The organism is Brevibacterium antiquum CNRZ 918 (genome assembly GCF_900169145.1).
Taxonomy (GTDB): domain Bacteria; phylum Actinomycetota; class Actinomycetes; order Actinomycetales; family Brevibacteriaceae; genus Brevibacterium; species Brevibacterium koreense.
The window spans coordinates 1-25968 of sequence record NZ_FXZD01000005.1 but is presented as its reverse complement, the minus strand read 5'-3'; the positions used below and the strand labels follow the sequence as shown (position 1 = coordinate 25968).

At 63.1% G+C, this 25968-nt stretch carries 25 protein-coding genes; 11 read left to right on the top strand and 14 right to left on the bottom strand.

The window, feature by feature from the left end; all coding sequences use genetic code 11:
* Positions 1-114: 114 nt before the first annotated feature.
* On the bottom strand, positions 115-609 hold the full coding sequence (gene greA, locus BANT918_RS08410) for a transcription elongation factor GreA (protein WP_101619829.1): 495 nt from the start codon (positions 607-609) through the stop codon (positions 115-117).
* 191 nt (positions 610-800) lie between these two features.
* Complete coding sequence (locus BANT918_RS08405) at positions 801-1226, bottom strand: DUF4307 domain-containing protein (RefSeq protein WP_233430406.1); 426 nt, start codon at positions 1224-1226, stop codon at positions 801-803.
* 124 nt (positions 1227-1350) lie between these two features.
* On the opposite strand from BANT918_RS08405, the gene mca reads away from it, so the two are divergent.
* Entirely contained in the window at positions 1351-2343 is a 993-nt protein-coding gene (mca, locus tag BANT918_RS08400) for a mycothiol conjugate amidase Mca (protein ID WP_101619827.1), read from the top strand.
* Positions 2340-2705 (top strand): hypothetical protein, encoded by a 366-nt coding sequence (locus BANT918_RS08395; protein WP_101619826.1) that lies wholly within the window; start codon positions 2340-2342, stop codon positions 2703-2705. The genes mca and BANT918_RS08395 overlap by 4 nt, the downstream gene beginning before the upstream one ends.
* A 26-nt stretch (positions 2706-2731) precedes the next feature.
* Here BANT918_RS08395 and trhA read toward each other — a convergent pair whose 3' ends face one another.
* Entirely contained in the window at positions 2732-3517 is a 786-nt protein-coding gene (trhA, locus tag BANT918_RS08390; protein ID WP_101619825.1) for a PAQR family membrane homeostasis protein TrhA, read from the bottom strand.
* A 136-nt stretch (positions 3518-3653) separates the two neighbouring features.
* Here trhA and BANT918_RS08385 point away from each other — a divergent pair, with 136 nt between their 5' ends.
* Positions 3654-4415: an isoprenyl transferase gene (locus BANT918_RS08385; protein WP_101619824.1), complete on the top strand. Its 762-nt coding sequence runs from the start codon at positions 3654-3656 to the stop codon at positions 4413-4415.
* A gap of 177 nt (positions 4416-4592) precedes the next feature.
* The gene (locus BANT918_RS08380; RefSeq protein WP_101619823.1) at positions 4593-5900 is read left to right on the top strand and encodes a PhoH family protein; all 1308 of its coding nucleotides are present in this window, start codon (positions 4593-4595) and stop codon (positions 5898-5900) included.
* Positions 5901-5986: 86 nt separating this feature from the next.
* Here BANT918_RS08380 and BANT918_RS08375 read toward each other — a convergent pair whose 3' ends face one another.
* The 3 genes from BANT918_RS08375 to glpX form a co-directional block, all read right to left on the bottom strand.
* Positions 5987-7390, bottom strand: coding sequence for a class II fumarate hydratase (locus tag BANT918_RS08375; protein ID WP_233429316.1), 1404 nt, complete (start codon positions 7388-7390; stop codon positions 5987-5989).
* A 71-nt stretch (positions 7391-7461) separates the two neighbouring features.
* On the bottom strand, positions 7462-8088 hold the full coding sequence (locus tag BANT918_RS08370; protein ID WP_101619821.1) for a carbonic anhydrase: 627 nt from the start codon (positions 8086-8088) through the stop codon (positions 7462-7464).
* A 96-nt stretch (positions 8089-8184) separates the two neighbouring features.
* Positions 8185-9309, bottom strand: coding sequence for a class II fructose-bisphosphatase (glpX, locus tag BANT918_RS08365; RefSeq protein WP_101619820.1), 1125 nt, complete (start codon positions 9307-9309; stop codon positions 8185-8187).
* Between the two features lie 74 nt (positions 9310-9383).
* Here glpX and BANT918_RS08360 point away from each other — a divergent pair, with 74 nt between their 5' ends.
* Entirely contained in the window at positions 9384-10088 is a 705-nt protein-coding gene (locus BANT918_RS08360; protein ID WP_233430405.1) for a DUF4245 domain-containing protein, read from the top strand.
* 3 nt (positions 10089-10091) lie between these two features.
* Here BANT918_RS08360 and BANT918_RS08355 read toward each other — a convergent pair whose 3' ends face one another.
* Both BANT918_RS08355 and xseA read right to left on the bottom strand, forming a co-directional pair.
* Positions 10092-10331: an exodeoxyribonuclease VII small subunit gene (locus tag BANT918_RS08355; protein ID WP_101619818.1), complete on the bottom strand. Its 240-nt coding sequence runs from the start codon at positions 10329-10331 to the stop codon at positions 10092-10094.
* A gap of 48 nt (positions 10332-10379) precedes the next feature.
* Entirely contained in the window at positions 10380-11690 is a 1311-nt protein-coding gene (gene xseA, locus BANT918_RS08350; RefSeq protein WP_101619817.1) for an exodeoxyribonuclease VII large subunit, read from the bottom strand.
* A 167-nt stretch (positions 11691-11857) separates the two neighbouring features.
* Here xseA and BANT918_RS08345 point away from each other — a divergent pair, with 167 nt between their 5' ends.
* Complete coding sequence (locus BANT918_RS08345) at positions 11858-12916, top strand: 4-hydroxy-3-methylbut-2-enyl diphosphate reductase (protein ID WP_101619816.1); 1059 nt, start codon at positions 11858-11860, stop codon at positions 12914-12916.
* Between the two features lie 13 nt (positions 12917-12929).
* Here BANT918_RS08345 and BANT918_RS08340 read toward each other — a convergent pair whose 3' ends face one another.
* Positions 12930-14114, bottom strand: a complete 1185-nt coding sequence (locus BANT918_RS08340) for a DNA recombination protein RmuC (protein ID WP_101619815.1) — start codon at positions 14112-14114, stop codon at positions 12930-12932.
* 73 nt (positions 14115-14187) lie between these two features.
* Between BANT918_RS08340 and ychF the strand changes: the two genes are divergently transcribed.
* Complete coding sequence (gene ychF / locus BANT918_RS08335) at positions 14188-15273, top strand: redox-regulated ATPase YchF (protein WP_101619814.1); 1086 nt, start codon at positions 14188-14190, stop codon at positions 15271-15273.
* A 192-nt stretch (positions 15274-15465) separates the two neighbouring features.
* Here the strand turns inward: ychF and BANT918_RS08330 are convergent, their stop codons facing one another.
* Entirely contained in the window at positions 15466-16119 is a 654-nt protein-coding gene (locus tag BANT918_RS08330) for a nucleotide-binding domain-containing protein (protein ID WP_101619813.1), read from the bottom strand.
* A 200-nt stretch (positions 16120-16319) separates the two neighbouring features.
* On the opposite strand from BANT918_RS08330, the gene BANT918_RS17545 reads away from it, so the two are divergent.
* The 3 genes from BANT918_RS17545 (at position 16320) to BANT918_RS08315 (ending at position 18516) form a co-directional block, all read left to right on the top strand.
* A complete protein-coding gene (locus tag BANT918_RS17545; protein WP_208618058.1) occupies positions 16320-16697 on the top strand; it encodes a hypothetical protein in 378 nt (125 codons plus the stop codon).
* Positions 16698-17044: 347 nt separating this feature from the next.
* Complete coding sequence (locus BANT918_RS08320) at positions 17045-17905, top strand: 3-hydroxyacyl-CoA dehydrogenase (protein WP_086999536.1); 861 nt, start codon at positions 17045-17047, stop codon at positions 17903-17905.
* A gap of 107 nt (positions 17906-18012) precedes the next feature.
* Positions 18013-18516, top strand: a complete 504-nt coding sequence (locus tag BANT918_RS08315; RefSeq protein WP_101619812.1) for a DUF2254 family protein — start codon at positions 18013-18015, stop codon at positions 18514-18516.
* A 10-nt stretch (positions 18517-18526) separates the two neighbouring features.
* On the opposite strand, the gene BANT918_RS17995 is transcribed toward BANT918_RS08315, so the two are convergent.
* Positions 18527-19189, bottom strand: a complete 663-nt coding sequence (locus BANT918_RS17995; RefSeq protein ID WP_101619811.1) for a uracil-DNA glycosylase family protein — start codon at positions 19187-19189, stop codon at positions 18527-18529.
* 59 nt (positions 19190-19248) lie between these two features.
* Positions 19249-21006: an oleate hydratase gene (locus BANT918_RS08305; RefSeq protein ID WP_086999542.1), complete on the bottom strand. Its 1758-nt coding sequence runs from the start codon at positions 21004-21006 to the stop codon at positions 19249-19251.
* 87 nt (positions 21007-21093) lie between these two features.
* Here BANT918_RS08305 and BANT918_RS08300 point away from each other — a divergent pair, with 87 nt between their 5' ends.
* Entirely contained in the window at positions 21094-21816 is a 723-nt protein-coding gene (locus BANT918_RS08300) for a TetR/AcrR family transcriptional regulator (protein ID WP_101619810.1), read from the top strand.
* Between the two features lie 1017 nt (positions 21817-22833).
* Here the strand turns inward: BANT918_RS08300 and BANT918_RS08285 are convergent.
* On the bottom strand, positions 22834-24852 hold the full coding sequence (locus tag BANT918_RS08285; protein ID WP_101619808.1) for a hypothetical protein: 2019 nt from the start codon (positions 24850-24852) through the stop codon (positions 22834-22836).
* Between the two features lie 148 nt (positions 24853-25000).
* The gene (locus tag BANT918_RS08280) at positions 25001-25822 is read right to left on the bottom strand and encodes a hypothetical protein (RefSeq protein WP_101619807.1); all 822 of its coding nucleotides are present in this window, start codon (positions 25820-25822) and stop codon (positions 25001-25003) included.
* Positions 25823-25968: the final 146 nt, after the last annotated feature.

The window sequence follows — 25968 nt, the reverse complement described above, 5'->3', positions numbered from 1 at the left end:
CGTGTGAGCAGGGTGACGGTGTGAATAACGCAGCAGCACAGTGAATGAAGCAGTGGGCGGGTGATGATCACCCGCCCACTGCTTCATGGCTGCACCCCGAGTGGGGCTGTTCGATCAGCCGGAGAAAGGTTCGATGTTCTTGACCTCGACCTTGATCTCCTTGCCATTGGGGGCTTCGTAGCTGGACTTTCCTCCGACGGCGACACCGAGCACCGCGGCGCCCAGTGGGGACTTCTCCGAAAACACGTCGATATCGGAATCGCCGGCGATCTCACGGCTGCCCAGCAGGAACCGCATGTCGTTTCCGGCCACCTTCGCGGTGACGACGGAACCGGGGGACACGGTTTTGCCATCGCTGTCGCTGGATCCGACCTTCGCAGACTGCAGGAGCAGCTCGAGCTGGCGAATGCGTGCCTCTTGCTTGCCCTGCTCCTCGCGCGCCGCGTGGTATCCGCCGTTCTCCTTCAAGTCACCCTCGTCGCGGGCGGCTTCGATCTTCTCAGCAATCTCTGCACGTCCCGGTCCGGAGAGGTGTTCAAGTTCCTGCGACAGACGGTCGAAGGCTTCCTGAGTCAACCATGTTTCTTCCTGGGTGACATCCTCGGTCATGACTTCTCCTTCTTCGGTTCGGTGCGCTGACAGGCGCGTCAGGCAACGAAAAACCGGGCGTTGGGTACGCCCGGATGGTGAATGAAACTACAGTCTAACGCATCTGCACGCGAAAACGATGATCTCCGTCACGCCTGCTTACTCCTGTTGTGACAGTGCAGTTGTGCCAGAGGTGAGGCGTGCAGACAGCGCTATTCGAACCAGCAGGCGTCGGCGTGGCCGGACGAAGCCAGCTGCGTCGTGGCCAGATCGATGTCCATCTGCCTGGGCGAGTGGGGATCGGCGGTGGGATCGGCTGGGAGGGTGATCTCGGTGAAGCCGACGATGGCCTCATAGTCGTTCGTCGCCTGCACGATGCAGTGCACATCCCGATCCTGATCAGGAAATATTGCCACTGTGACCTGTGTTAAGGAAGAGTCGACAACTGAATAGCCGAGTGTCTTGGGAGTCGTGGGAGTGGTCTGGGGGCGGAATGCCACGAACGCAATCGCGATGACCAGGGCAGAGACGATGACGACAGCGATGATCGTGGCCGTCTTTCCCAGACGGCGCTTGGGCTCGCGGACGCGGCCATAGCGATCATCATGCAGTGGTTTTTCCACTGTTACCTCAGTCATTGAATTCCTCATCTACGAACATTGCGCACTAACCTAGAGTAGTCGATCCGTCTCCTGCGATCATTTCAGCCGTTGCGCAGGAAACGGAACGTCACCAGGCTGAATCGAAAGGGACACACCAAACATGACTTCGCTTCCGTACCATGGACTGCGTCTGCTGACGGTTCATGCCCATCCTGACGACGAATCCTCGAAGGGTGCGGCGACGAGCGCGAAGTACGCCTCACTCGGAGCTCGAGTCCTCATCGCCAGCATGACCGGTGGTGAAGCCGGAGACATCCTCAACCCTGCACTGCTGCAGAGTCCGAAGGCCAGCCGCGACATCGCAGGTCTGCGTCGCGAAGAGATGGCCACGGCCGCAGCCGCTCTGGGCGCCGAGCATGTGTGGGTCGGACACGTCGACTCGGGACTGCCCGATGGTGACTTCGACAACCAGACGCCCCCCGGTTGCTTCTACCGAGTCCCCGACGAAGTGGCCATGCTGCCCCTGGTGCACATCATCCGCAGCTTCCGCCCACAGGTCGTGACGACCTACGATGAGCTGGGCGGGTACCCTCACCCCGATCACATCAAGAACCACGCGGTGACGATGGCGGCGGTGGCGGCCGCCGCAGACCCGGAGAAGAACCCGGAACTCGGCGAGCCCTGGCAGGTTGAGAAGGTCTACTTCAACCAGGATCTGTCCGCGAAGAAGTGGGTGACCATCCACGAGAAGATGACCGAGGCAGGTCTCGAGTCTCCCTTCGCCGGCCACATCGAGGACTTCAAGAAACGCGATGCCCAGAGGGTCAACTGGTTGAGCACGACGATTGACTGTGCAGAGTTCTTTCCTTCCCGTGATCGTGCTCTTCTGTCACACGCCACACAGATCGATCCCGACGGCGGGTTCTTCTCCGCCTCGCGCAAAGCCGCGCGGACGTACTGGCCGACAGAGGAGTTCGAGCTCGCCATCGACAACACTGATCGGATCGCGTTGACACCCGGCGTTGATTTTCAAGAGACCGACCTCTTCGCCTCGGTGACCTTGGATGATGGTCGGAAGGTGCCAGCAGAGGGCATGCTGCCTGCTTCACCGAACGAAGACGAGTACGACGAAGTGACAGGTGAGAGTGCATGATTCTGGCTGCAGCACAGGACGCGACCCCCAGCGGAGCCCCCGACCCTGATCTGGTGACTCCCGGCACGATCGGCTTCGTGGTCACACTGGTCATCGTCATCGCCATCATCTTCCTCATTCGTGATGCCCTCAAACGAGTTCGTCGCGTGCGCGCACGCGCACATGCCGATGATGCGTATCCGATCCCGATGCGTAAGTATGCCGTGCCCAACCAGTCAAAGCTCTCCGGCGAATCTGCACCAGTCGCAGATGAGGAGGCGTCAACGGCGGCAGAGACTGAGAATTCCCAAACGGAGCAGGACGCCCCGGGTCAGAACGTGACCGACCCCGAGCAGGGCGACCCTGCACGATCTCAGGACTGATCTGTCAGAAGCTGAGTAACAGGCGTCTAGTAGGCAGCCACCGCGGCAACGAGAAGCGCCGCGAGATGGCAGCCGTAGCCGGCGATCGTCAGAATGTGGAAGATCTCATGGAAGCCAAGCCACTTCGGTGAGGGATTGGGCTTTTTGATTCCGTAGATCACGGCACCCACGACATAGCAGACTCCGCCTGCCACGACGAGGATGCCCACCGCAGGGTTGCTCGCCCAGATCTGGGGAATGTAGCCGACTCCGGCGACGCCGAAGCCCACATAGATGGGAACGAAGAGCCACCGCGGCGCGGTTGTGAAGATGGTCCTGAAGGCTGCTCCCAGGATTGCTGCACCCCAGAGGACGGACAGGAGCAGGATCGTCTGATCTGTCCGCAGAGTCAGCACCGCCAACGGCGTATAGGTGCCCGCGGTGATAAGGAAGATGTTCGCATGGTCGAGCCGGCGCAGGATCAGTCGGGCTCGAGTCCGCCACCGCCCCCGGTGATAGACGGCAGAGGTCCCGAAGAGCAACATCCCGGTGATGGCGAAGATCGCAGCCGCGATCCGAGACTCGATTGTGGGGGAGATGATGACCAGAGCCAAGCCGCCGAACGTCGCGAGGGGAAAGGCTGCTGCGTGGAACCAGCCACGCAGTTTGGGTTTGACCTGACCTGCCAGTTTGTCCAACTCACGCCGCAGAGCGGAGCGCCTGCGGGCGATGTGCACAGGGTAGCCGGAGCGCGACTGCGCTGGGGATGTGGAGTCGACTGACCTCTGATCTTCGGAGCTGGGTGAGGGCGGTTCAGTGACTGGTGCGTTCATGGTTTCAGGATATCGACCTCACCTGAGGGATCGTTCAACGGCACCCTCGGGGTGCGCCAGCTGACGTGAAGCCGTTCGGGATAGTACTGTGTAAGGTGGTCGAATCGACCGGAATCCGAGTGTGAAAGAGGACAGTGTGGCGCGACCGGTGAGCCTGCTCTACCGTCTCTATGAGCGGCGGCTCCTGCGCGAGCTGGACAAATCTGTCCCAGTGCCCAGGCATGTCGGTGTCATCACCGACGGCAACCGCCGCTGGGCGAAGGAATTCGGTGCCACCACCGCCGACGGGCACCGGGCCGGAGCCGAGAAGATCGTCGAGTTCCTCGGGTGGTGTGATGAGATCGACGTCGATATCGTCACGCTCTACGTCCTGTCCAAGGAGAACCTCGCCAGATCCGCCGAAGAGGTCGAGGTCCTCATCGAGATCATCTCCGACCTGGTCGAGAAGATCGCAGCTCTCAAAGGCGTACGGGTGCAGTTGGTCGGGGACCTGGAGATCCTGCCACCGGGCCTGCGGGCACGTTTGGAGGCGGCCACCTCGGCGGGGGACTGCCAGATGCGCGTCAACGTCGCAGTCGGCTACGGCGGACGGCAGGAGATCGTCAACGCGGTGAAGTCGCTGTTGCGCCTGCGCACGGATGAAGGCACCGACTTGGAGACGATCATCTCCGAACTCTCCCCACAGCAGATCAGCGAACATCTGTACACCAAGGGCCAGCCGGACCCCGACCTCATCATCCGTTCGTCGGGTGAGCAGCGCCTGTCCGGGTTCCTCATGTGGCAGAGCGCCTACTCGGAGTTCTATTTCTGCGAAGCGTACTGGCCCGACTTCCGACGCACCGACTTCCTGCGCGCGGTCCGCGACTACGGCCTGCGCCAGCGCCGCTTCGGAAAATAGGTCCCGGGCCGTCCGCGGTTCACGCGAAGTTCACAACCGCGACTCTCCCGAACACGCGAGCCGTTGCCCACTTGGCCTCGAATCGGGGTTAGGTTGGCAGTAGTTGGTCGACACCAACCCGAGATCGGGGGATGTCAGGACTCGGATCTCGGCGGTACTCACGCCACAGGGGTCCTCATGACCGCACACGTCCACATTTACGTTCTCGACACCTCGGTGCTGCTCTCCGACCCGGGTGCTCTGTTGAGATTCGCAGAACACCATCTCGTCATTCCGCTGGTCGTCGTGTCCGAGTTGGAAGCCAAACGCAATCATCCAGAACTGGGTTTCACCGCCCGCAAAGCACTGCACATCCTCGATGACTTCCGTTCCGAATTCGACCGGCTTGATGAGCCTGTTCCCGTCGGCGATGCCGGTGGCACACTGCGGGTTGAACTCAACCACGTCGATGTATCGACGATGCCGATCGGCTTCGATCGCGCGGAGAACGACACTCGCATCCTCGCAGTCGCCCGAAATCTGGCTGCTGAAGGCCAGGACGTGGTGGTTGTGACCAAGGATGTGCCTATGCGGGTGAAGGCTTCTGCCCTCGGCCTGCGGGCTGAGGAGTATCTGGCGGAACTCGCCACCGACTCCGGGTTCACGGGGATGAGCGAACTGTCACTGGACGAGGACGAGATGTCGCAGTTCTACGACAAGGGGTGGGCCACCACCGAGGCGGTTGCCGATGAGGTCGTCAACACCGGCGTCGTCATCACCTCACCTCGTGGTTCCGCACTTGGTCGTGTCCGCTCGGGAAAGCGCGTGTCGCTGGTGCGCGGTGATCGTGACATCTTCGGTGTCCACGGCCGGTCTGCTGAGCAGCGGGTGGCCATCGACATGCTCCTCGACGATGCGCTGGGAATCGTGTCCTTGGGAGGCCGAGCCGGAACGGGGAAGTCCGCACTCGCCCTCATGGCGGGACTGCAGAAGGTGCTCGAGGAGAACAAGCATTCGAAGATCATGGTCTTCCGTCCGATCTATGCCGTCGGCGGCCAGAGCCTCGGCTTCCTGCCCGGCACCGAGGGGGAGAAGATGAATCCGTGGGCCGAAGCGGTCTTCGACACCCTTGGGGCATTGGTCAGCAAGAACGTCATCGAAGAGGTGATGAACCGCGACTTGCTCGAGGTTCTGCCGCTCACGCACATTCGGGGCCGGTCGTTGCACGATGCGTTCGTCATCGTCGACGAGGCTCAGTCGCTGGAACGCAATGTGCTGCTGACCGTGCTTTCACGCATCGGGATGAATTCGAAGGTGGTGCTCACCCACGATGTGGCGCAGCGCGACAATCTTCGAGTGGGTCGACATGACGGCGTCGCGGCGGTGATCGAGAAGCTCAAGGGCCATGATCTGTTCGCCCACGTGACGTTGACCAGATCGGAACGCTCCGAGATCGCAGCACTGGTCACCGATGTGCTCGAGGAATTCGATCCCTTCCGCTCCTAACACGCAGTGTGCGCTCGATGAGGTGAATGCGAGGGGCCCGGTGCCAGGATGTGAAGTCCTGCCACCGGGCCCCTCTGCTGTGTGACTTACTTGTAGTTGCCGATCATCGTGGTGACATCGAGTGCCTTGTCGAGGTCGGCCTCGGTGATGGAGCCGTCGGAGACGAAGCCGAGGTCCATGGTGGCTTCCTTCACGGTCATTTTGTTGGCCACGGCGTGCTTGGCGATCTTCGCCGCCGATTCGTAGCCGATGACCTTGTTCAGCGGAGTCACGATGGAGGGGCTGGCCTCGGCGAGGAAACGGGCACGCTCCTCATTGGCCTGGAGTCCGTCGATCATCTTCTCGGCCATGACGGTCGAGGAGTTCGCGAGCAGACGAATGGATTCGAGCAGGTTCGACGCCATCACCGGGATGCCGACGTTGAGCTCGAAGGCACCATTGGTCGAGGACAGCGCCACGGTGGTGTCGTTGCCGATGACCTGGGCAGCGACCTGGATCGTGGCTTCGCAGATGACCGGGTTGACCTTGCCGGGCATGATCGAGGAACCGGGCTGCAGGTCGGGGATCGCGATTTCGCCGAGGCCGGTGTTCGGCCCCGATCCCATCCACCGCAGATCGTTGCAGATCTTCATGTAGCCGTAGGCGATCGTGCGCAGCTGGCCCGAGGCTTCGATGAGTCCGTCGCGATTGGCCTGAGCCTCGAAATGGTTGCGTGCTTCCGTGATGGGAAGGCCGGTCTCCTCGGCGAGGATCTCAACGACGCGTGCGGAGAATCCGTCGGGTGTGTTGATGCCGGTGCCCACGGCGGTGCCGCCCTGGGGGACCTCGGCGACGCGGGGCAGCGAGGCCTCGATGCGTTCGATGCCGTAGCGGACCTGGGCGGCATAGCCGCCGAATTCCTGTCCCAGCGTCACCGGTGTGGCATCCATGAGGTGGGTGCGGCCCGACTTGACGATCGAAGCGAATTCTTTCGCCTTCTTCTCCAGTGAGGAGGCCAGGGTCTCCATCGCCGGGATCAGCGAGTTGACCAGCGCCTTGGTCACGGCGACGTGCACGGAGGTGGGGAACACGTCGTTCGAGGACTGCGAAGCGTTGACGTGGTCGTTGGGGTGAACGTCGATGCCCTGGGATTCCAGGGCCTTCGTCGCCAGGGAGGCAAGCACCTCGTTGGTGTTCATGTTCGAGGATGTACCCGAACCGGTCTGGAACACATCGATGGGGAAGTGGGCGTCATATTCGCCGGCGATGACCGCCTCGGCGGCCTTCTGGATGGCTTCTGCCCGGTCAGCGTCGAGGACTCCGAGTTCGAGGTTGGCCTTCGCCGCTGCCTTCTTCACCTGGGCCAGAGCGGCGATATGCGCTGATTCCAGGGTTTTGCCTGAGATCGGGAAGTTCTGCACAGCGCGCTGTGTCTGTGCGCTGTACAGAGCATCTTTGGGAACCTTCACTTCTCCCATGGTGTCGTGTTCGATGCGAAACTCTTCGCTCATAGTTGTCCTTTCCGACATAATGTCTGGGCTGTTCGTCATTGTGTCTGCTGAGGCCGCGGGTGCAGCCGTGCTCAGGAAGCGTCGGTCGAGGCCGCGTCCTCGTCGCCTCCGTGCTGGGCGACGACCGTGATGCGACCGTCATGCAGCTGGTAGGTCAGGCCGACGATGATGAGACGACCTTCATTGACTGCACGGGCGATGATCGCTGAGAGCTGCATGATCTTCTCAACCGTGTCCATGGTGTTCTGCGCGACCGTCTCATTGACGGTTGTGCGGTTGTTCTTGCGGGCCCTGGCCACAGTGGGCAGGATCCGCGCCACGACATCGGAGATGAACCCTGGGGGAGTCTCTCCGGAGTCGTAGGAGTCATACGCAGCCGTCACAGCACCGCAGCTGTCGTGGCCGAGCACGACCAGCAGCGGAGTGCCGAGGATCTCGACCCCGTACTCGAGGGAACCGAGTGTCACCGGATCGACGACCTGACCGGCGTTGCGCACGACGAACATGTCGCCGAGGCCGACGTCGAAGATCATCTCCGCTGCCACGCGTGAGTCGGAGCAGCCAAAAAGCGTGACGAAGGGCATCTGGTTGTTCGACAGTGCCTCACGTCGAGCGGTGTCCTGATTGGGATGCTGCGGAACGTCGTCGACGAAGCGATGATTTCCTTCGAGCAGACGTGTCCAAGCTTCGTTCGGCATCGGTCAAGAACCTACTTCCGGGTTGTGAGGTCAGGGGGTCGAATCGGTTGCGTCCGGTGTCGACGGTGATGAGGTGTGGAGGCCAGAGGCCGAGGCTCAGATGAGTCCGCGGCGAGCCGCCTCTTCGGCAGCTTCGACATACGAATGGGTCTTCGCCGCCTGATGCTCGGCGAAGACCGAACGCACGGTTCCGGACTTGGAGCGCATTACCAGCGAGTGAGTGGTGACGTGTCCGCCGTCGAACTTCACACCGTCGAGCAGATCACCGTTGGTGATGCCAGTGGCCACGAAGTAGCAGTTGTCACCGGTGACGAGATCATCGGTGTTGAGCACCTTGTCGACATCGAGTCCGGCTGCGGCTGCAGCCTCACGCTCGGAATCGTCCTGCGGCCACAGACGGCCCTGGATGACTCCGCCCAGTGCCTTGATCGCGCAGGCGGTGATGATGCCTTCGGGGGTGCCGCCGATGCCCATCAGCATGTCAACACCGGTTCCGGGACGGCAGGCGGCGATGGCGCCGGCGACATCGCCGTCGGTGATGAGCTGGATGCGTGCTCCTGCAGCACGGATCTCATCGATCATCTTCTGATGGCGCGGACGATCGAGGATCATCACGGTCACAGAGGCCGGATCGTTTGTGCCTTTGCCCTTCGCTACACGGCGGATGTTCTCTGCCACAGGCAGGCGCAGGTCGACGGCGTCAGCGGCAGCAGGGCCAGTGACGAGCTTCTCCATGTAGAAGACGGCTGACGGGTCGTACATGGCACCATCTTCGGTGACCGCCATGACCGAAATCGCGTTGGGCATCCCCAGCGCGGTCAGACGGGTGCCGTCGATCGGGTCCACAGCCACATCGCAGTGGGCGCCTTCGCCGTCGCCGATCTGCTCACCGTTGAAGAGCATCGGCGCTTCGTCCTTCTCACCTTCGCCGATGACGACTCGTCCGGCCATGCGCACAGTCGAGATGACGTTGCGCATTGCAGCAACAGCGGCACCGTCGGCAGCGATCTTGTCGCCGCGGCCCACCCAGGGGGCGGCTGCAATGGCGGCGGCCTCGGTGACTCTGACGAGTTCGAGGGCGAGGTTGCGGTCGGGGGCGTCTGCTCCGACCTGTGCCTTCTGGGACCAGGCATCGGTCACAGCTACCGGAGGGGCCTCGGCATCCACTCGGCCTCGGTCATGATGAGATTTCACGTCAGCAGATTCATTGGAGTCACTCATAAGTCCAATTGTGCCACCCCACACGTTCGGCGCCGACATCGGGACGATTTCGTTCCGTCCCTGTGGCCTCCACCATGAATGCCCGCCCAGGATTGGCCCTTGGCGGCATCCGCGAGGACAATGGCGATGTGAACGCCCAATCCGAAACCTACGCTGAGGGAGCGCAGGCGCCCGTGACACGCACGGATGCCAGTTCCAAGGGAGTGCCAATGGCTGACGAGTCCGAAGTGATGCTCCCGGGGTCCAGAGAAGAGATGCGCTTCCTGCGGAATAACTCGAACTGGGTCAACATGATCATCGCGATCTTGGCCTGTCTGGCCGTCGTCGCAGTGGTTCTGCTGATCGCGCCGCAACCGGAGGTCGACTCCCAGCGCGTGGTCGACTACCAGACTATTGCGGAGCAATCCGAGGACAGTGCCGACTTCGAACTCATCGTGCCTGAAATCCCGAGTGGATGGACTTCGAACGAGGCGAGCCTGGACCGCGTGGGCGAATCCGACTACACCTCCTGGTATATGTCCTTCATCGGCACCGAACGGCAATGGGTGAGCATCGAGCAGGCGAAGGCCACCGAGAACTGGGCTGAGAACCAAGTCGACGATGCAGTTGCCGCTGAGACGGTGACCGTCGGCGGCTCGGACTTCCAGATCTATCGGACCGAAGACGCCAAGGAATACTGGGTTACAGGCAAGGGCGACACCTTCGTCGTCATCACCGCAATCGCGACTCCCGAGACCATCGACTCCTTCGCGAAGCAGGTCGCCGAACAGCTGAGCTGAGGCTCAGTCCTCGTCGTCTGAAGATTCTTCGCGCGCCTTGTCAAGGCGTTCCCGTGCCCCATCGAGCCACCCCTGGCAACGGTCGGCCAAAGCCTCGCCGCGTTCCCACAGACTCAGCGAATCCTCCAAAGGGAGATTTCCGGCTTCGAGTCGTTTGACGATTCCGACCAGCTCTTCGCGAGCCTGCTCGTAGCTGAGGGAGTTGATGTCGGCCGGGGTCTGCTGGACTGTCGGTTCTGTCATGATTGTGTCCTTCGTGGGATTGATCGAGTGTGATTGGGCTAGATGCTGTTAGTGCTCGGAGGCTCGACTGTCATCGGTGCTCTCCTGCACCGCTGTCACCTCGGCGTCAAAGCGTCCGCGAGCGACACGGACGTGGACGCCGGCGCCGGTGACTACCTCGGCTGAGTCTCTGATGGCCTGACCATCGTCGTTTTGGACGACGGCGTAGCCGCGTTCGAGGGTCCGCAAGGGTGAAAGTGAACGTGCCTGTGAACGCAGATGGCTGATCTCGGTCTGCCCCTGCATGATGCGCGTCGTGGTCGCTTGGAGACTGCGTCGACGGACCAGTCGCAGCTGCTCTTCGTGCGCATCCACCATGGTCTGAGGCTCGGCAAGGACCGGGCGTGAGCGGACTGCGGTGAGCATCTCCTGCTCCCGGTCGATGATCCGATTGACGGCGGCATCGAGTTCAGCCCGAGCGCGCAGTAGGTTCATCGCCTCCTCGGATACATCGGGCACGATGCGTTTGGCTGCATCGGTGGGAGTTGATGCGCGCATGTCAGCGACTTCGTCGAGGATCGGGCGGTCGGCTTCGTGACCGATTGCCGACACGATGGGGGTGTTCGCCTCAGACACCGCTCGGACCAGAGCCTCGTTGGAGAACGGCAACAGGTCCTCCATGCTCCCGCCCCCGCGAGCGATGACGATGATGTCGATCTGTGGATCGGCATCGAGTTCGGCCAGATTCTTCATCACACCTGGCACCGCATCGGGTCCCTGCACGGCGCAGTTGCGGATTTCGAATTCGGCGGCCGGCCAGCGCAGAGCGACGTTGCGAACGACGTCCTTCTGCGCATCGGAATCCCTGCCGGTGATGAGGCCGATCCGATTGGGCAGGAACGGCAGACGCTTCTTCCGGTTCGGGTCGAACAGGCCTTCTGCGCCGAGCTGTTTCTTCAGCCGCTCGAGTCGGGCAAGAAGTTCGCCGAGGCCGACGGCCCGGATGTCATTGGCACGCATGGTCAGACGACCGGTCTTCGTCCAGAAATCAGCCTTGAGGTTGGCGACGACATGACTGCCTTCCGACAGTGGTGCACCGGTGCGTTCAAGCACGTTCTTCCAGATCTGCACCGGCAGTGACATCTCGACATCGGTGTCGCGCAGAGTCAGATAGCTGGCCTTGCCGCGGTGGTTGAGCTCGACGACCTGTCCCTCGATCCATACGCTCGACATACGATCGATATAGGACTTCATCTTGCTTGAGAGCAGACTCAGGGGCCACGGGTTCTCTGCCGTCGTCTCGCCTGCTGTCGCGGCCAGCTCCTGAGTCTCGAGCGTTTCGCCGAGAGTCCCGGGAGTGCCGGAAATTCGTTGCGCCATGTTGTCTCCCCTTCCAGTCCACCACCCTAACGAACGGTGGTGACATGAGGAATGAGCGCCGCGCGGGAACGCCATCGGTGAGGGGGATGATGTGGATTGCTTCACCTTTGTAGCCGTTGTTCAGGTCCTCGGCCTAAACTGAGCTTGTGACTGCCGTATCTGTACCCATGCCCACCATTCCGCGCAAACGTCTTGCCCCGGAGGATATCCGGACGCCCGAAGGCGCTGACCAGAAGGTCCTTCTGGCGGCCCCGCGCGGATACTGTGCCGGTGTCGACCGCGCAGTGATCGCCGTCGAGCGTGCACTCGAGCACTACGGTGCTCCTGTCTATGTGCGCAAGGAGATTGTGCACAACCGGCACGTGGTCGACACTCTGTCCGAACGCGGCGCTGTCTTCGTCAACGAGACTGACGAAGTTCCCGAGGGGGCCCGGCTCGTGTTCTCCGCCCACGGTGTCTCGCCTGCGGTCCACGCCGAGGCTGCCGCACGTGAGCTGTCCACAATCGACGCCACGTGCCCTTTGGTCACGAAGGTCCACCGCGAGGCCGTCCGCTTCGCCCGCGACGGCTACCACATTCTGCTTGTCGGTCACGCAGGTCACGAAGAGGTCGAAGGCACCATGGGAGAGGTTCCCGACGACATCACGCTGATCCAGAACCCGGAAGAAGCCAAGACTGTCGAGATCGACGATGCACAGAGCCTGGTCTGGCTTTCACAGACGACGTTGAGTGTCGACGAAACGATGGCCACGGTCGATATCCTGCGCGGACGGTTCCCACACCTGCAGGACCCTCCAAGCGATGACATCTGCTATGCCACGTCGAACCGGCAGGTGGCGGTGAAGAAGATCGCCCCGCAGTCCGATCTGGTTCTGGTCGTCGGCTCGGCCAACTCGTCGAATTCCGTGCGTCTTGTCGAAGTTGCTCTGGAACATGGGGCTAAGGACGCGCGTCGCGTCGATTTCGCTCGTGAGGTCGACGAAACCTGGTTCCATGATGTCGCGTCTGTCGGAGTGACCTCAGGAGCGAGCGTGCCAGAAGGGCTGGTTCAGGATCTTCTGAAGCTGTTGGCCGAGTACGGTTTCGGCTCGGTCGAGGAAATCGTCACGGCAGAGGAAGACATCATGTTCTCCCTGCCTCGCGAACTGCGCAAAGATCTCAAGGCCGCAGGCGAGAAGACCTCGAACAAGCGCGACGGTGCCGACCGGAAGCACGACCTCATCTAGATAGGCCCGTTCCCTAATCGGTGCCGGTGTGGCGACCGCGCAGATCATTCCGGTCTGGTGTCGCGAAAAGATCTTGTCCTGAGAAGCGTGGCCGCGAGAGTTCTTCAGCGCTGATCCCACGGCTACGTGAGTCAAGCTCCGCTACTGTGTCCAGCTCGGTCGCGACGATTCCCGTGGATGGAAACTTCCGGGCCGTGACGAGGAACCGTGATTCCAACGACGATACGAAACGGTTGTAGTCCTCAACCGAGCGGTCGAGACTCGAGCCCATTCGCGTCACGTGGGTGACCAACGTGCCGATGCGTTCGTAGAGTTCGGTGCCGAGCTTGAGGACCTCAGCCGCAGATGTGCTCATGTCCGCGTGCCGCCAATTGAGCGCCACGGTCTTGAGCAGGACCAGAAGCGTGGCGGGGGAGGCGAGCACGACGTTCTTGCCGAGAGCATGATCGATCATCTTCGGATAGGTCGATGCCGCCGCGGACAGCAGTCCGTCCGTGGGGACGAAGCAGACGACGAAATCCGGCGCGGTGTCGAAGGACTTCCAATACTCCTTGGACGCCAGAGAATCGATATGGCGCAGAAGTGCTCGAGCATGATCTTCATCGCTGGCATCTGCGTCGTCCATGCGAGCTGACAGCGGCGTCTTGGCATCGATGATGATCGTTCCGCCTCCGGGTAGGTTGACGGTCATATCGGGTCGATGGCGTTTACCATCACGCACGCTGCTGACCTGTGTCTCAAAGTCCACATGGGGGAGGAGTCCCGCATATTCGACGATTCGTCTGAGCTGGACTTCACCCCAGTCACCGCGCTGAGTCGTCGAGTTCAGGGCACTGGCCAGTGAACCCGTCGACTCCTGCAACCGGAGATTCTGTTGGCTGAGGTGGCCGATCTGCGTATTGAGGCGAGTGATCTGCTCGAGCTGAGTTCGGTCCTGAGCCTGAAGATTCTCCTGCAGATGGTTGACGCTTGCCGCCAGCGGCCCGATTGCAGCGGTGATCTCACCGGCCATCTGCGCATCGGCTTCCAGATCCTCCGTCCGGCTGGTGAGGATCCGAGACGTGGTCTCTGCTCTGGTGAGTCGCTCGATATAGCGAGAACGCATGTGCGCGCGACCGAGGAGGAAGCCGAGGGCGGCGCTGATGATGATCGCCAGGATGAAGACGATGGGAAGTCCAGCGGTGGGGAAAGAATTCATGACTCGAGCGTGACAGACGGCACTGACACGAGATTTAGACCCGCACCTCGGCGGCGGGATAGACTTAGCTACCGTGGCTCTAACTATCGGAATCGTGGGACTGCCCAATGTCGGCAAGTCGACCATGTTTAATGCATTGACCAAGAACCAAGTTCTCGCGGCGAACTACCCGTTTGCGACGATCGAACCGAACGTCGGCGTGGTGCCGTTGCCCGACGCGCGACTCACTCGACTGGCAGAGATCTTCAGCTCCGAACGCATCCTCAATGCAACCGTCGACTTCGTCGATATTGCCGGGATCGTCCGAGGCGCGTCCGAAGGCGAAGGCCTGGGCAACCAGTTCCTGGCTAACATCCGCGAGGCGGAAGCGATCTGCCAGGTCATCCGCGGTTTCGTCGATGACGATGTCATTCACGTCGAGGGCAAGATCAGCCCCGCCGACGACATCGACACCATCAACACTGAGCTCATCCTCGCGGACCTGCAGACCTTGGAGAAGGCGCGGCCGAGGATCGAAAAAGAAGTGAAGGGCAAGCGTGCACCGGCAGAACAGCTGACCGTCATCGATGCCGCCGTGGAGATCCTCGAGAGCGGAAAGACCCTTTTCCAGGCGATGCAGGCCGACAAATTCGATGTCACGCAGCTGCGCGAACTGCAGCTGATGACCGTCAAGCCGTTCCTCTATGTCTTCAACGTCGACGACGATGTGCTCGCCGATGAAGAGAAGAAGGCTGAGATGCGTGCTCTGGTGGCCCCGGTCGAAGCGATCTTCTTGGACGCCAAGTTCGAGTCGGAGCTCTCCGAACTCGACGAAGAAGAGGCCCGGGAGATGCTGGAATCGACCGGGCAGGAGGAAGCCGGTCTGGACAAGCTGGCACGCGTCGGCTTCGACACCTTGGGTCTGCAGACCTATCTGACCGCTGGGCCCAAGGAATCCCGTGCCTGGACGATCCCGAAGGGCGCGACGGCCCCCGAAGCAGCCGGAGTCATCCACACCGACTTCCAGAAGGGCTTCATCAAGGCCGAGGTGGTCTCATTCGACGACCTCGATGCCAACGGCACCATGGCCGCTGCCAAATCCGCCGGCAAGGTCCGGATGGAAGGCAAAGACTATGTGATGGCCGACGGCGATGTGGTGGAGTTTAGGTTTTCAATCTAACCTCTGGCGTGGGGACGAGCAATTTCATGTATCGGCAAGCAACCTGTCGAAGAAGTTGGAGCTGCTCACACCACCATTGTCCCCGGTGGGCTGTCAGACGGGCGAAGGCCAAGCAGGCCGCTCCTTAGACGGACAAGAACCTCGGCGGCATCGTTGCCAAGGTCTTGGCGACGGTGGGTGTTGGAGAGCGTCTCAGCGCGGTTGAATGATCACTGGTTGGCGATCCTTGGCGACGCAGACGTTGTTCTGGACGATGTACATCTCGACGTAGTGGCTCCCCACAAACGCCGTGCTCTCGTATCGGGTGTCCCCGCCCACTATGACGTCACCACGTGGCTGGCCTGCCTGGACAGCTTCCGAACCGTGGTTCTTCACTTTCCAATAGACCTCGTAAGGTCCTGTGACATCTAGGTCTCGCAATTCGAAGTCGATTGTTCGATCCTTCTGCACTCGGTCTTCGCGGCGGGGTAGGTCGTACGCTCGTACAACTCCGGCGCGGCGGACCCTTCCGAACAAGGTGACGCGATTCTCCAATCGGATCGGAATGCGGAGCATTGTGTCGATGAACTGCTCGGCGGGCAACGACTTCTGCGCAGCCTCGACAGCCGGCTTATTGAACGACGGTCCGAAGGCGTCCTGCCAGGCTGCCACGGAGTCGTTGACAGTCTCAGCGTCGTACGCCTCCCGCATCTTCGTGGCGTAGTGGAGAATCTGGGCCCGGAAGTTCGAGCATCCATCCTGGTCCCATCGTTCCCGGAAATCTCGGCCGGTGCTTGCCGGATCGTAAATCGACGGCATCGTCGGGTTGGACTGAAGGTAGTCGTTGAGGTCTTCGATGACGTGCACGAGCGCTGTCGCGATGTCGCCGTATTACTCCGGATCGTCCGCGGAGCGCCAGCTCTCGATGGAGTTACCGACTAGGATTGTGAGTAGCACGGACTTGATGGAGAACGTCGTTTTCGTATCGCGCAGGTACTTCAGTAGTCGCAGTGCTGCCTCAAGGCGACCTCCACCAACGATGCGGGGGCTGGCCTAGGGTGGGCGCCATGGCGAAGCCCCTCGCCCGCATCGCGGGCGACCTCCTCGACGAGCACGGCACCACCTACGCCCAGCAGGCCAGCATCGATCTGGCCGATCGCCCCGCGCCCCTCTTCCAGCTGCTCGTGCTCGCCAACCTCCTGGCCGCGCGGATCGGGGCGGACATCGCGGTGGCCGCAGCGCGTGAGCTGTGGGACGCCGGCCTCACCACCCCCGCGCACATGCGCGCCTCGACGCACTGCCAGCGCGTCGCCGCGCCGGCTACCGCCGCTACGACGAGAGCACTGCCACCCGCCTGGGCCGCATGTCCGAGCAGCTGCTCGCGGACTACGGCGGTGACCTGCGCCGGCTGCGCGCAGCGGGGCACGCGGAGCCCGCGGCCCTGAGCCGCCTGCTGCGCCCCTTTCCCGAAATCGGGTCCGCCGGGGCGCAGATCTTCCTGGGCGAGGTCCAGGGGATCTGGTCCCTCCCGCCGGTCTTCGATTCTTCGATGCTAAGGCGCTCGAGGGCGCGCGCCGGGCGGGGCTGCCAGCCGAGCCCGAGGCGCTTGCCGGGCTGGTCGCGCCCGCCGACCGGGCGCGGTTCGCCGCCGCGCGCTGCGGAAGTGGCCCGGACGCTAGGGGAGCGGGCGCCGGGCCGCGCCCTTGCCGAGCGCGGAAAAATGAGTACACTCAAAAATAGGCGCGCAGGTTGCGCGGCTGCCGCCCCCGGCGGCCCATCGAGGAGGAACACCATGAGCGACATCGCCCGCGTCACCGTGCTGGGCGCCGGAGTGCTCGGCGCCCAGATCGCCTACCAGACCGCCTACTCCGGCTTCGACGTCACCGTCTACGACATCGGCGACGAGGCCCTGAGCGCCGGCCGCAAGCGCCTGGACGCGCTCGTCACCGCCTACCGGGCTGAGGTCGAGGGCGCCACCGAGGCCAGCACACAGGCAGCGCTCGAGCGCCTGGCGATGACGACGGACCTCGCGCGGGCCGCGGGGAATGCCGATCTCATCATCGAGGCCGTCCCGGAGCGCCTCGACATCAAGCGCGAGACCTACGAGAAGCTCGCGGCGCTCGCCCCCGAGCACACGATCTTCGCGACGAACTCCTCGACCCTGCTGCCCAGCGACATGAAGGACTTCACCGGGCGGCCCGACCGCTTCCTCGCCCTGCACTTCGCCAACCAGATCTGGAAGTTCAACACCGCCGAGGTCATGGGCACGGCGGAGACGAGCCCCGCGGTCTTCGACACGGTCGTGGAGTTCGCCCGCGCCATCGGCATGGTGCCCATCCCCGTGCTCAAGGAGCGCCCCGGCTACGTGCTCAACTCGCTGCTCGTGCCCTTCCTCAATGCGGCCCTCGACCTGCCGGCGGGCGGCTACGCACAGCCAGAGGACGTCGACAACGTCTGGCGGATCGCCACGGGCGCGCCCATGGGACCGTTCCAGATCTACGACGTCGTGGGCCTCGGCACCGCCTACAACATCCTGTCGAGCGGCGATGAACACAGCCAGCGCCTCGCCGCCTGGCTCAAGGAGCACTACATCGACCGCGGCCGCATGGGCGCCGGCGCGGGCGGCGGCTTCTACGACGACCCGCAGGGCTGAGTCCCGCCCGCTCTGTGGTGGAGGTGGGCCGCGCTCGGTAGGCTTGACCTGCCGCGCCACGGTGCGGCGGGCGCGCCGCCGGGCGGCCCGGTCGCGAGGAGGTTCGTGTGGGTGCAGCGCTGAGGGACGGCGATACCGAGGCGGGCCCGGCCCGCCGGGAGACCGCCGCCGACCGCCGCGCATGGGCGGCCATGTGCCGCCACGCCCGCGTGCCCACTATGTGGGGCATCCCCCTGCGCCTCTTCCTGCTCGCCCTCGCACTCGGCGCCGTGCTGCTTGCCCCCGACCGCGCGCTCGCGCCGCCGCTTCACTACCCGCAGCTCGACGCGGGGGGCGTGGGCTCGCTGCTGGGCATCATCTTCGGGGCCATGGTCACCTTGGCCGGCCTCGTCTTCAGCGCGCTGACGGCCGCCATGAGCCTGGGCGTCACCGCCCTGTCGGTGCGCATCTCGCCGGTATTCCAGGCCGGTCGCGTCATGCAGTGGGGGCTGGGCTGCTTCGTGGGCACGTTCGCCTATGCGTTCCTCATCGCGCTCTCGATCGCGGTGGGCGGGGACGCCTATCGCCCCTGGGCCTCGACCGTCGGCGCGGTGGCCATCACCGTGGGCTGAGGCGTCATGTTCATCGCGGTCGCCGTGCGCGTGTGCCGGCTGCTCGACCCCGGCGCGCTGCTGCGCCACCTCGCCGCCGAGGGCCGCGATTCCACCCGCTACGACGCGGCCCGCTTCCACACCCGCGCCGCGGAGCTCGCCACCGGCACCGCCGCCGGCGGCCGCCCGGTTTGCCGGCGCCGCCGCGCCCCGCGGGGGACGTCGTGCTCGCCGTCAACATCCCGCGCCTGCTCGACTGCGAGGACACGTGGGGCATGCGCATCAGCTGGGCGGCGCGCGCCGTGGTCCGTCCCACGAGGTTGGCGATCCCGATCCCGCGCTCGGCCAGCAGGCGCTCGTCGTCCGGGCTCAGCCCCCGCGAGGCATCGACGGTGCGGGGGAGGATGACTGCCGCAGCGAGCGAGGGCCAGAAGCGGTTGCCCGGGCGCGCGAAGGGGGCGTTGACCGCGGTCGTCCACGGGCTCGGGTTGATGCCCACGATGAGCAGGCGCACCAGGCCCGCGGACTCGGCATCGCCGGGCAGCGGCAGCACGTCGTCGCGAGCCGGGCCGTCCGCCGCCGCGGCGAGCTGGGCCGGCGTGGGCCGCGCACCGGCCAGCGGCGAGGGCCGGCGCCAGGGGCGCCAGGCGGCGGGCAGGCGGGATTCGGAGCCGAGGGGAGCGGTGGGCGACATGAGACCAGCCTAGGCGCGCCTCGGGACCGGGCCCGAGGCGCACCCGCGGTGGGCGGGGCTCAGATGAGGCCGTGCTCCTCGAGGAGCTGGCCGATCTCCCCGTGCTCGAGCCTGCCGCGCAGGTAGCCGCGCAGCGCGGCCGGGCCGGGCATCTCCACCTTCTTGCCGTCGCGCATGCGCGCCGAGGCCTCGAGCAGGTCGCGCACATCGTACGTGGAGCCCCAGGTCTCCGGCACGCCGCGCTCCACGTCGAGGAGTTCGTAGACGGCCTCCATGCCGGTGCGCACCGAGTACTCGGTCGTGAAGATCGTGTCGCGGCCGGTCTCCGCGAACTGCCCGAGGAACGCGAAGTTCGTCGCCCCCTCCGGCACGACCTGCGGCCGGTCACCCGCGCGGCGGGGCATGAAGAAGCTCGTCACGTAGGGCATCATGACCGGCACGCACCGGGCGCCGGTCGCCGCGAGCTCGGGGATCTCCTCGACGGGCACGCCCAGGTGGTAGAGCCACTCCTGGGTGATCTCCTCGCCGGTGCACTGCGCCAGGGGCTTCTTCACGTAGTCGCCGTCGACGTCGACGAACAGGCCGTAGACCCAGACGACGATTTGATCCTTCGGCTGCTTCTTGAAGTGCGGCTGGCGGTTGACCGTCCAGCTCAGCAGCCAGGAGGAGTCCTCGGCGGTGACGATGCCGCCAGTGACCACGCGGCCGCTGAACGGATCGCGCTGGGCGATGCGCTCGATATAGGCCGGGATGCGCTGATCGAGCGTGGTGACGGTGGCCGACTCCCACTTCGTCTCCTCGATCGAGGAGCAGAAGACCTCCGGACGCCCGAACGACGGGTCCTTCTTCGCGATGCGCTTCCACAGGTCCCAGGCCGGGGCCGGGGCCTCGTTGAGCACGGCGGCCGTGTGGTGGTCGCCGTCATCGGAGTTGTCCACCAGCGAGCCGATCGTCATCAGCGCGAGGTCGTGCTCACCGAGCTCGATGGTCTCCTCGGCGCCGTCGCGGCGGCAGTGGATCGCGGTGGCGCGGATCTCGCCGTTGCGGTGGGCGAAGTCCACATCGAGGACCTCGGTGCCGGAGCGGAAGACGACGCCGTGCTCGGTGAGGTAGTGCATGAGCGGCAGGACGAAGGACTCGTACTGGTTGTACTTCGTGAACTTCAGCGCCGTGAAGTCGGGCAGTCCGCCGATGTGGTGGACGAACCTGTGGAGATAGAGCTTGAACTCAAGCGCGGAGTGCCACTCCTCGAAGGCGAACATCGTCCGCCAGTACATCCAGAACGGCGAGTCGAGGAACTCACGGCCCATCACCTCGTCGATGCGCTTGCCCTCCATCTCCGCACGCTCGGCGAGGAAGATCCTGAGCAGATCCTTCTGGGCCCGCTTCGGCAGGTCGAAGCGGCCCTCGTGGCCCGCATCCTCGCCCCGGCGCACGGTGGCCCGACGCAGCGAGTAGTTGGGGTCATCCTTGTTGAGCCAGTAGAACTCGTCGAGCACGGAGGCGCCCTCGAGCTCGAGGGAGGGGATGGAGCGCATCATGTCCCACAGGCACTCCATGTGGTTCTCCAGCTCCCGGCCGCCGCGGATGACGAAGCCCTTCTCCGGGACGTCGAGGCCGTCGAGCGCACCACCGGCGATGTCGTCCTTCTCGAGGATCGTAACGTTGGCACCGGGGACCCCGGCGTCGCGGATGAGGAAGACGGCCGCCGCGAGTCCGGCCAGCCCGCTGCCGACGATGTAGGCCTTCGTCTCCCGCGCGTGCTGTGCGGGGCGGGGACGCGCGAACGCCTCGTAGTTACCTGCCGTGTGCTGCATGATCCATCCTTCCTGAAGCGTGCCGGATGCCGATCACCCGGCGTCGATATTGAGTCTACTCAGAATTGAGTCGACTACAATTTCCGCATGGGAACTCGGGATGACACGGAGCTGGCGCCCTCGGCGATGCTGGGCAGGCGCGAGCGGGCGAAGGCGGAGAAGCGCGCCCGCATCCTCGCCGCGGCGCGCGCGCTGTTCGAGGAGCGCGGTTTTGAGCGGACCTCGATGAGCGAGGTCGCGCGCGCGGCAGATGTGGCCGAGGGCACTGTCTTCCAGTACGCGGCGACGAAGGTCGAACTGCTCATGATGGTCGTCGATGCGCTCTGGGGAGCCCACGAGCGCGCGACGACCACCACTTCGCTCTCTGCGTTCGCCGCGCCCGGCACCGCGACGGCGGGCGGGGAGACCGCGGAACGGATCGCGGAGCTGATCTCGCCGCTCGTCACCGCGATGCGGCGCTGGTCCGAGCTTGCGACGTGGGTCGCGCGCGAGATCCTCTTCGGTGCGGACATGCCGCATCGCCGGCGGGTCCTCGACCGCGTCGATCGCCTCGAAGAGCAGATCGCCGCGCGCCTGAAGGACGGCCGGGCCGACGCTTCCGGTGCGATCGGAGCTGCGCGGGACGGTGCGACAGGCACTGCCGTCGAGGAGCCCGGTGCGGCTGCGGCGGCCGGCGCCCGCCTCATCGTCGCCGGGGTGCTGGCCGAGCTCAACCGCTCCCGGCAGAGACGGATCGACGGCGAGGACGTCGATGTGGTGCTCCGCCGGCTCATCGACCTCGTGGTGGCGGGGGCGGGCGCCGCCCGGTGACCCGGAAGCCGTCCGGGCCGGTCGGGCAGCCGTTGGCACCGGCCGGCGCCGCCGCGATTGCCCACCGCGCGGCCGGCAGGCGCGTGCCCGCCCCCGGTCGTGTAGGCCCCCACGGTCAGGTCCTCGCCCAGCAGGGCGGGGGAGATGGCGCCATCGGAGAACTCCACTGCCGGAGATGTCGTTGTCCTCGTAGACCCCTGCTGGAGTCCATCCTCTAGCCTTGATGAGCGCCTCGGCGTCCTCCCTGTGGCGGTCCACACCCAGGCGACGGTTCTCGCGATCCTGAGAGATCCGCAGGTAGACGGCGGCCCGCCGAGGCTCAGCACTCATGGAGTCAATCTACGTCAAAGGTTATTCGGCTACCGAACGTGTTGGAGTTTCGGTTCAATGTGTAGGTGGGAGTCGGATGACTGACGTAGCGCTGGCGCTTTGGTCGGGAACGCTAGGCGTGGTCGCGGGCACCATTGTGACTCTTGTCGGGAGCTACTTTCAACAGAGGTGGTCGTTCTCAAAGCAGCTTCAAGAGCGGCAGGAGCAGGCTCGAGTCGGTCTCGTGCGAGAAATCATGCGATGGCGACTCGATCAGGGTCAACTCGTTCTTAGGCTCAATGAGCTGCCGTTACTCTTTGGTCACGACGCGGAAACTATGAGACTTTACAGGGCTCTCATATCCGCTAAGGACGGTGCCGAGGGCACGAGAGTCTTGGGTGACTTGGTTGCGCACGTAGCTAAGTTAGTCGGCCTAGATGGGGGCGTTCAGCCATCTGACATCTCGACCGGATTCCACATGACTAATTCTTGAAATGTCTAAGCGACGGTGATTGCCCTGCTCGCCCAATTCACGAGCAAGATGCCTCATGGTGACCTAGGTTGGTGGAGCTCCGGCTTATTGGGTAGAGCGTGTGAATTCGGGAGCCTTCTCTAAACCGATGCCAACGTGTCACGTAACCATCAAGTAGGCCCAATCTAGCTAGTTTCTTTAATGGGGGGCCAATCGGGTACCACCGGTACCGTTCTTCACCTTCGCGCAGGAACGTGGAGCGTGATCGACGCAGCAGTGCAGTTGATTGAAGGCTCGCCGTGTGCCACGACTGCAAGAGACAAATCCCCATACGTGAATGTGCCACCGCGTCGATGCCGGTTGCGGAATCGCTTCCACTTCTTCCACGCAGTCGGTTGCGCTAGCATCACCGTATCGACGCAATGGGTCCATCCTGGCGCATGTGTGGTCCTCGCCAGTGCGTCCGTGACATCTGCAGGAACACCAGTTCCCGGTTTCTCGGCAGCCAGACCGAGCTCGCGCGAAGTATAGAATTCGTTTAGCTCATCAGCGGAATAGCCGATGATTACGCGATCGAATTCGTTCAAACTCGGTTGGTCAATGATGCGCAGGCGATCGGCTAGATAGGCGCCGAGGAGATCCGCTTCTGAGGCGGCCATGGTCTTGGATCCGACCATACCACCTCGCGTTTTCGCGTAGTGGCTGAACTCGCCTGGTGTTTTCAAAACGTCCGCCACCATAAACATATCGGTCAGCGAAACTATCCAAGTTGGTCGACGAACGGAGTCGAGCACGTCCGTTCCGCTGAATGCCAAGGGGTCCATGCGCTCGAACGTAACAACGACCGCTGTGCCGCCCGAGACTGCGTCTGGTAGCAGTTTTTCTGCTCGACTAGAAGGTTTGGGCGAGAACTCACGTCCTTCTTCCTCAAGGATGTAGCTCAATGCTCGATTTGTCTGGCCTAGGGCCTTTCCAAGGATCTCCGCGAGCTTCGTTTCGACCCGACGCGCTTTTCCCTGGCGACCTGCCTCCGTCAGGCTAATTGCTTTGCCTTCGATAACGAGCGGCCACTCTGATATGACCAATGTGTCAATTTCTCCGCCTTCGCCTGAAGGAGATAGATAATGCCGAGACCCACACGCGTGTTCACCGTATACACTCTGCAACGAGTTCAGGATCAAACGCTCGTGCGCGTCTTGTCGGTGTTTGTGATACTTTGCCGGATCGTATCCGAGACGCTGTTGCACCGCGAGTCGGTTATGGAGGACAGCAGACATCGCCCAAGGGTCTGGAACCAGGTACCTTCCGTCGTCGAGCTCGACAACGGGGTGCGTTCGTGCAATATTTTTGTCACCGGGTAGACGGAAATCAGGCTGGCAGTGGAGATTTGTTGCGAAAAAGTCCAGTATGGCTCTGACCTGTTCAACCGAGACGCCCGAATGTTCTGCAACGACGTCCGGCTCCCACAGCGTTGGCGCGTCGAATGCCTGCCGGAGGGGTAGTGCCGCAGCCTCAGGATCAATGTCTGCGTTGTTGTGTAGGTTCGCCATATCAAAAAGCGCCGAATTCAACGACTCGTTCGCCCAGCGTGCGTGCTTGCGAGTAATCCTAATCACGTCAGCAGGGCAGAACCCCAGAGCCTTCAAGTAGTAGTCCCGATGTCGGGCGAAGACCTCGTCATCCACCCGCTGAAGATGTACGGCATAACCCGGCATCCGATCCGATTGATACTCCATCTTCAACTGTTGCAACAGCAACTCCCGCTCAGGCTCGTCACCGTTCGCGTTAGACAGTTCCTCCGTGATCATTCGTGCGGAGTCCGCTTCGAAAATCGCGCTAACGAGCTGGAGCACTCTCTCTGTGATCACCCGAGGGGTGTCCGCCTCACCAGAGGGATCAATCGACAGTACGACTCCCACCAGGTACTCGATCTTTGCAGCCCACGACGAGGTTCGATCCCCGTCAGCCAGACCCTCTCCTTCGCCGAGGCTGACCATCGAGGCAGGGACCACCACCGAATTGAGCAGCTGCACCAAGTCTCTTCCAGAAATTATGTTGCGGAGTTCATCGACCAAACTCGGCAATTTTGCAGCGTTCGACGTCATTGCGTTTCGAAGCTCGACCAATCGCTTCTCACGCCCCGGGCCAGGAGGCAAAAACTTTTGGACTGTCTCAAAGTCCCCAGCCGTCGTGCTTTCGATCAAGATCTGCTCGTCAAGAGAGCTAGAATCGGGAAAACCTCCAAGCCGAACCATGACTCAACTATAGTGCCGCCCACCGGCGTTCGCCGCTTGTCCTCGGGGCGGCCAGTCACCATCAGCTGCAGATGCAAGTTCCCGGGTCAGATTCCAGCGATCGTGGGGACCACTTTCGGCCGATGACCGGGGTTGGCACCTAGTGGAGTCAGTCAGGTCGGTAGATAGTCGCGTACTTGACGTTGTCGCCCGGGGCGAGGTCTCGGCTGTCTCCGAGTTCGGCAATTGATGCACGGTCGTTGAGCAGTATCCGGGCGTAGTCGATCAGTGTCAGCCGTAGCGCCGCCAACGGCACTGGCATCCATAAGCAGAACTCAGCTAGCTGATGTGTGAACTTTGTGTACTCCTGGCCGTCGATGTCAATCCGCAAATTCAGCCGCCCCGCGGACCGCTCTGGCACCAACGTTACTGCCGCACCTTCGTGATCGAACCCTGCCGCAAAGTTGCCTGTATCGACTAATCTGACCAGTTGCAGGTCACCTTCAAGCAGCCGCCATCGTCGTTCACCTCCGATCGGATAGCTGGACGGTGCCATCAGCCGGTAACTGGCGGTGTCGATCAGCTCCGAGTAGAACGCCACCGACGGATTCTTTGAATCCCCTAAGGCGGCCATCACTCTCCCGACCTGTTCCACTGTCGCCTGTGAAGTTGCGGCCACGAGGATGTCGTTCGGCCCGAGCGAGTGAACCGCGACATTAGTCGGCGATGCCTCGCAGCGTTCGAGCAGGCCGGCGACCGCGGCCCAATCTGGAGACGGCAATGATATGGCGTGCGCCTGCCGCACGAAGTCGCCTTCATCGAGAGTGCTACTGGTCAAGTATGTCTCGAGCTGTTCCCCGCGCCGACGCTGCCGAGCCAGTCGCCCGGTCGTGGGCTCGTGCTGCGGGGCTGGCCGGTTCTTGCACTCCAAAACCATCACGCCGTCGGCGCTCCAGCCAACGATGTCGCCAACGCCGATGAGAGTGGTCAAATCGGCGATGATTGGGATTAAGGGGTATCCATCTTGGTGCCGATAGGTGGATCGGTGCGGGCTGGTGGTCAGGGAGTTCGGCGCCAGGGCCTGGGAGAGGTTGCCTGGTCGAGGCTACTGGGCCTCGAGCGAGGTCCTCTTCGCCC

Bases quoted from the DNA above. Each gene is read 5' to 3' on its own strand.
- greA (WP_101619829.1), bottom strand. From the start codon at position 609: ATGACCGAGGATGTCACCCAGGAAGAAACATGGTTGACTCAGGAAGCC.
- BANT918_RS08405 (WP_233430406.1), bottom strand. From the start codon at position 1,226: ATGACTGAGGTAACAGTGGAAAAACCACTGCATGATGATCGCTATGGC.
- mca (WP_101619827.1), top strand. From the start codon at position 1,351: ATGACTTCGCTTCCGTACCATGGACTGCGTCTGCTGACGGTTCATGCC.
- BANT918_RS08395 (WP_101619826.1), top strand. From the start codon at position 2,340: ATGATTCTGGCTGCAGCACAGGACGCGACCCCCAGCGGAGCCCCCGAC.
- trhA (WP_101619825.1), bottom strand. From the start codon at position 3,517: ATGAACGCACCAGTCACTGAACCGCCCTCACCCAGCTCCGAAGATCAG.
- BANT918_RS08380 (WP_101619823.1), top strand. From the start codon at position 4,593: ATGACCGCACACGTCCACATTTACGTTCTCGACACCTCGGTGCTGCTC.
- BANT918_RS08375 (WP_233429316.1), bottom strand. From the start codon at position 7,390: ATGAGCGAAGAGTTTCGCATCGAACACGACACCATGGGAGAAGTGAAG.
- BANT918_RS08370 (WP_101619821.1), bottom strand. From the start codon at position 8,088: ATGCCGAACGAAGCTTGGACACGTCTGCTCGAAGGAAATCATCGCTTC.
- glpX (WP_101619820.1), bottom strand. From the start codon at position 9,309: ATGAGTGACTCCAATGAATCTGCTGACGTGAAATCTCATCATGACCGA.
- BANT918_RS08360 (WP_233430405.1), top strand. From the start codon at position 9,384: ATGAATGCCCGCCCAGGATTGGCCCTTGGCGGCATCCGCGAGGACAAT.
- BANT918_RS08355 (WP_101619818.1), bottom strand. From the start codon at position 10,331: ATGACAGAACCGACAGTCCAGCAGACCCCGGCCGACATCAACTCCCTC.
- xseA (WP_101619817.1), bottom strand. From the start codon at position 11,690: ATGGCGCAACGAATTTCCGGCACTCCCGGGACTCTCGGCGAAACGCTC.
- BANT918_RS08345 (WP_101619816.1), top strand. From the start codon at position 11,858: ATGCCCACCATTCCGCGCAAACGTCTTGCCCCGGAGGATATCCGGACG.
- BANT918_RS08340 (WP_101619815.1), bottom strand. From the start codon at position 14,114: ATGAATTCTTTCCCCACCGCTGGACTTCCCATCGTCTTCATCCTGGCG.
- BANT918_RS17545 (WP_208618058.1), top strand. From the start codon at position 16,320: ATGGCGAAGCCCCTCGCCCGCATCGCGGGCGACCTCCTCGACGAGCAC.
- BANT918_RS08320 (WP_086999536.1), top strand. From the start codon at position 17,045: ATGAGCGACATCGCCCGCGTCACCGTGCTGGGCGCCGGAGTGCTCGGC.
- BANT918_RS17995 (WP_101619811.1), bottom strand. From the start codon at position 19,189: ATGTCGCCCACCGCTCCCCTCGGCTCCGAATCCCGCCTGCCCGCCGCC.
- BANT918_RS08305 (WP_086999542.1), bottom strand. From the start codon at position 21,006: ATGCAGCACACGGCAGGTAACTACGAGGCGTTCGCGCGTCCCCGCCCC.
- BANT918_RS08300 (WP_101619810.1), top strand. From the start codon at position 21,094: ATGGGAACTCGGGATGACACGGAGCTGGCGCCCTCGGCGATGCTGGGC.
- BANT918_RS08285 (WP_101619808.1), bottom strand. From the start codon at position 24,852: ATGGTTCGGCTTGGAGGTTTTCCCGATTCTAGCTCTCTTGACGAGCAG.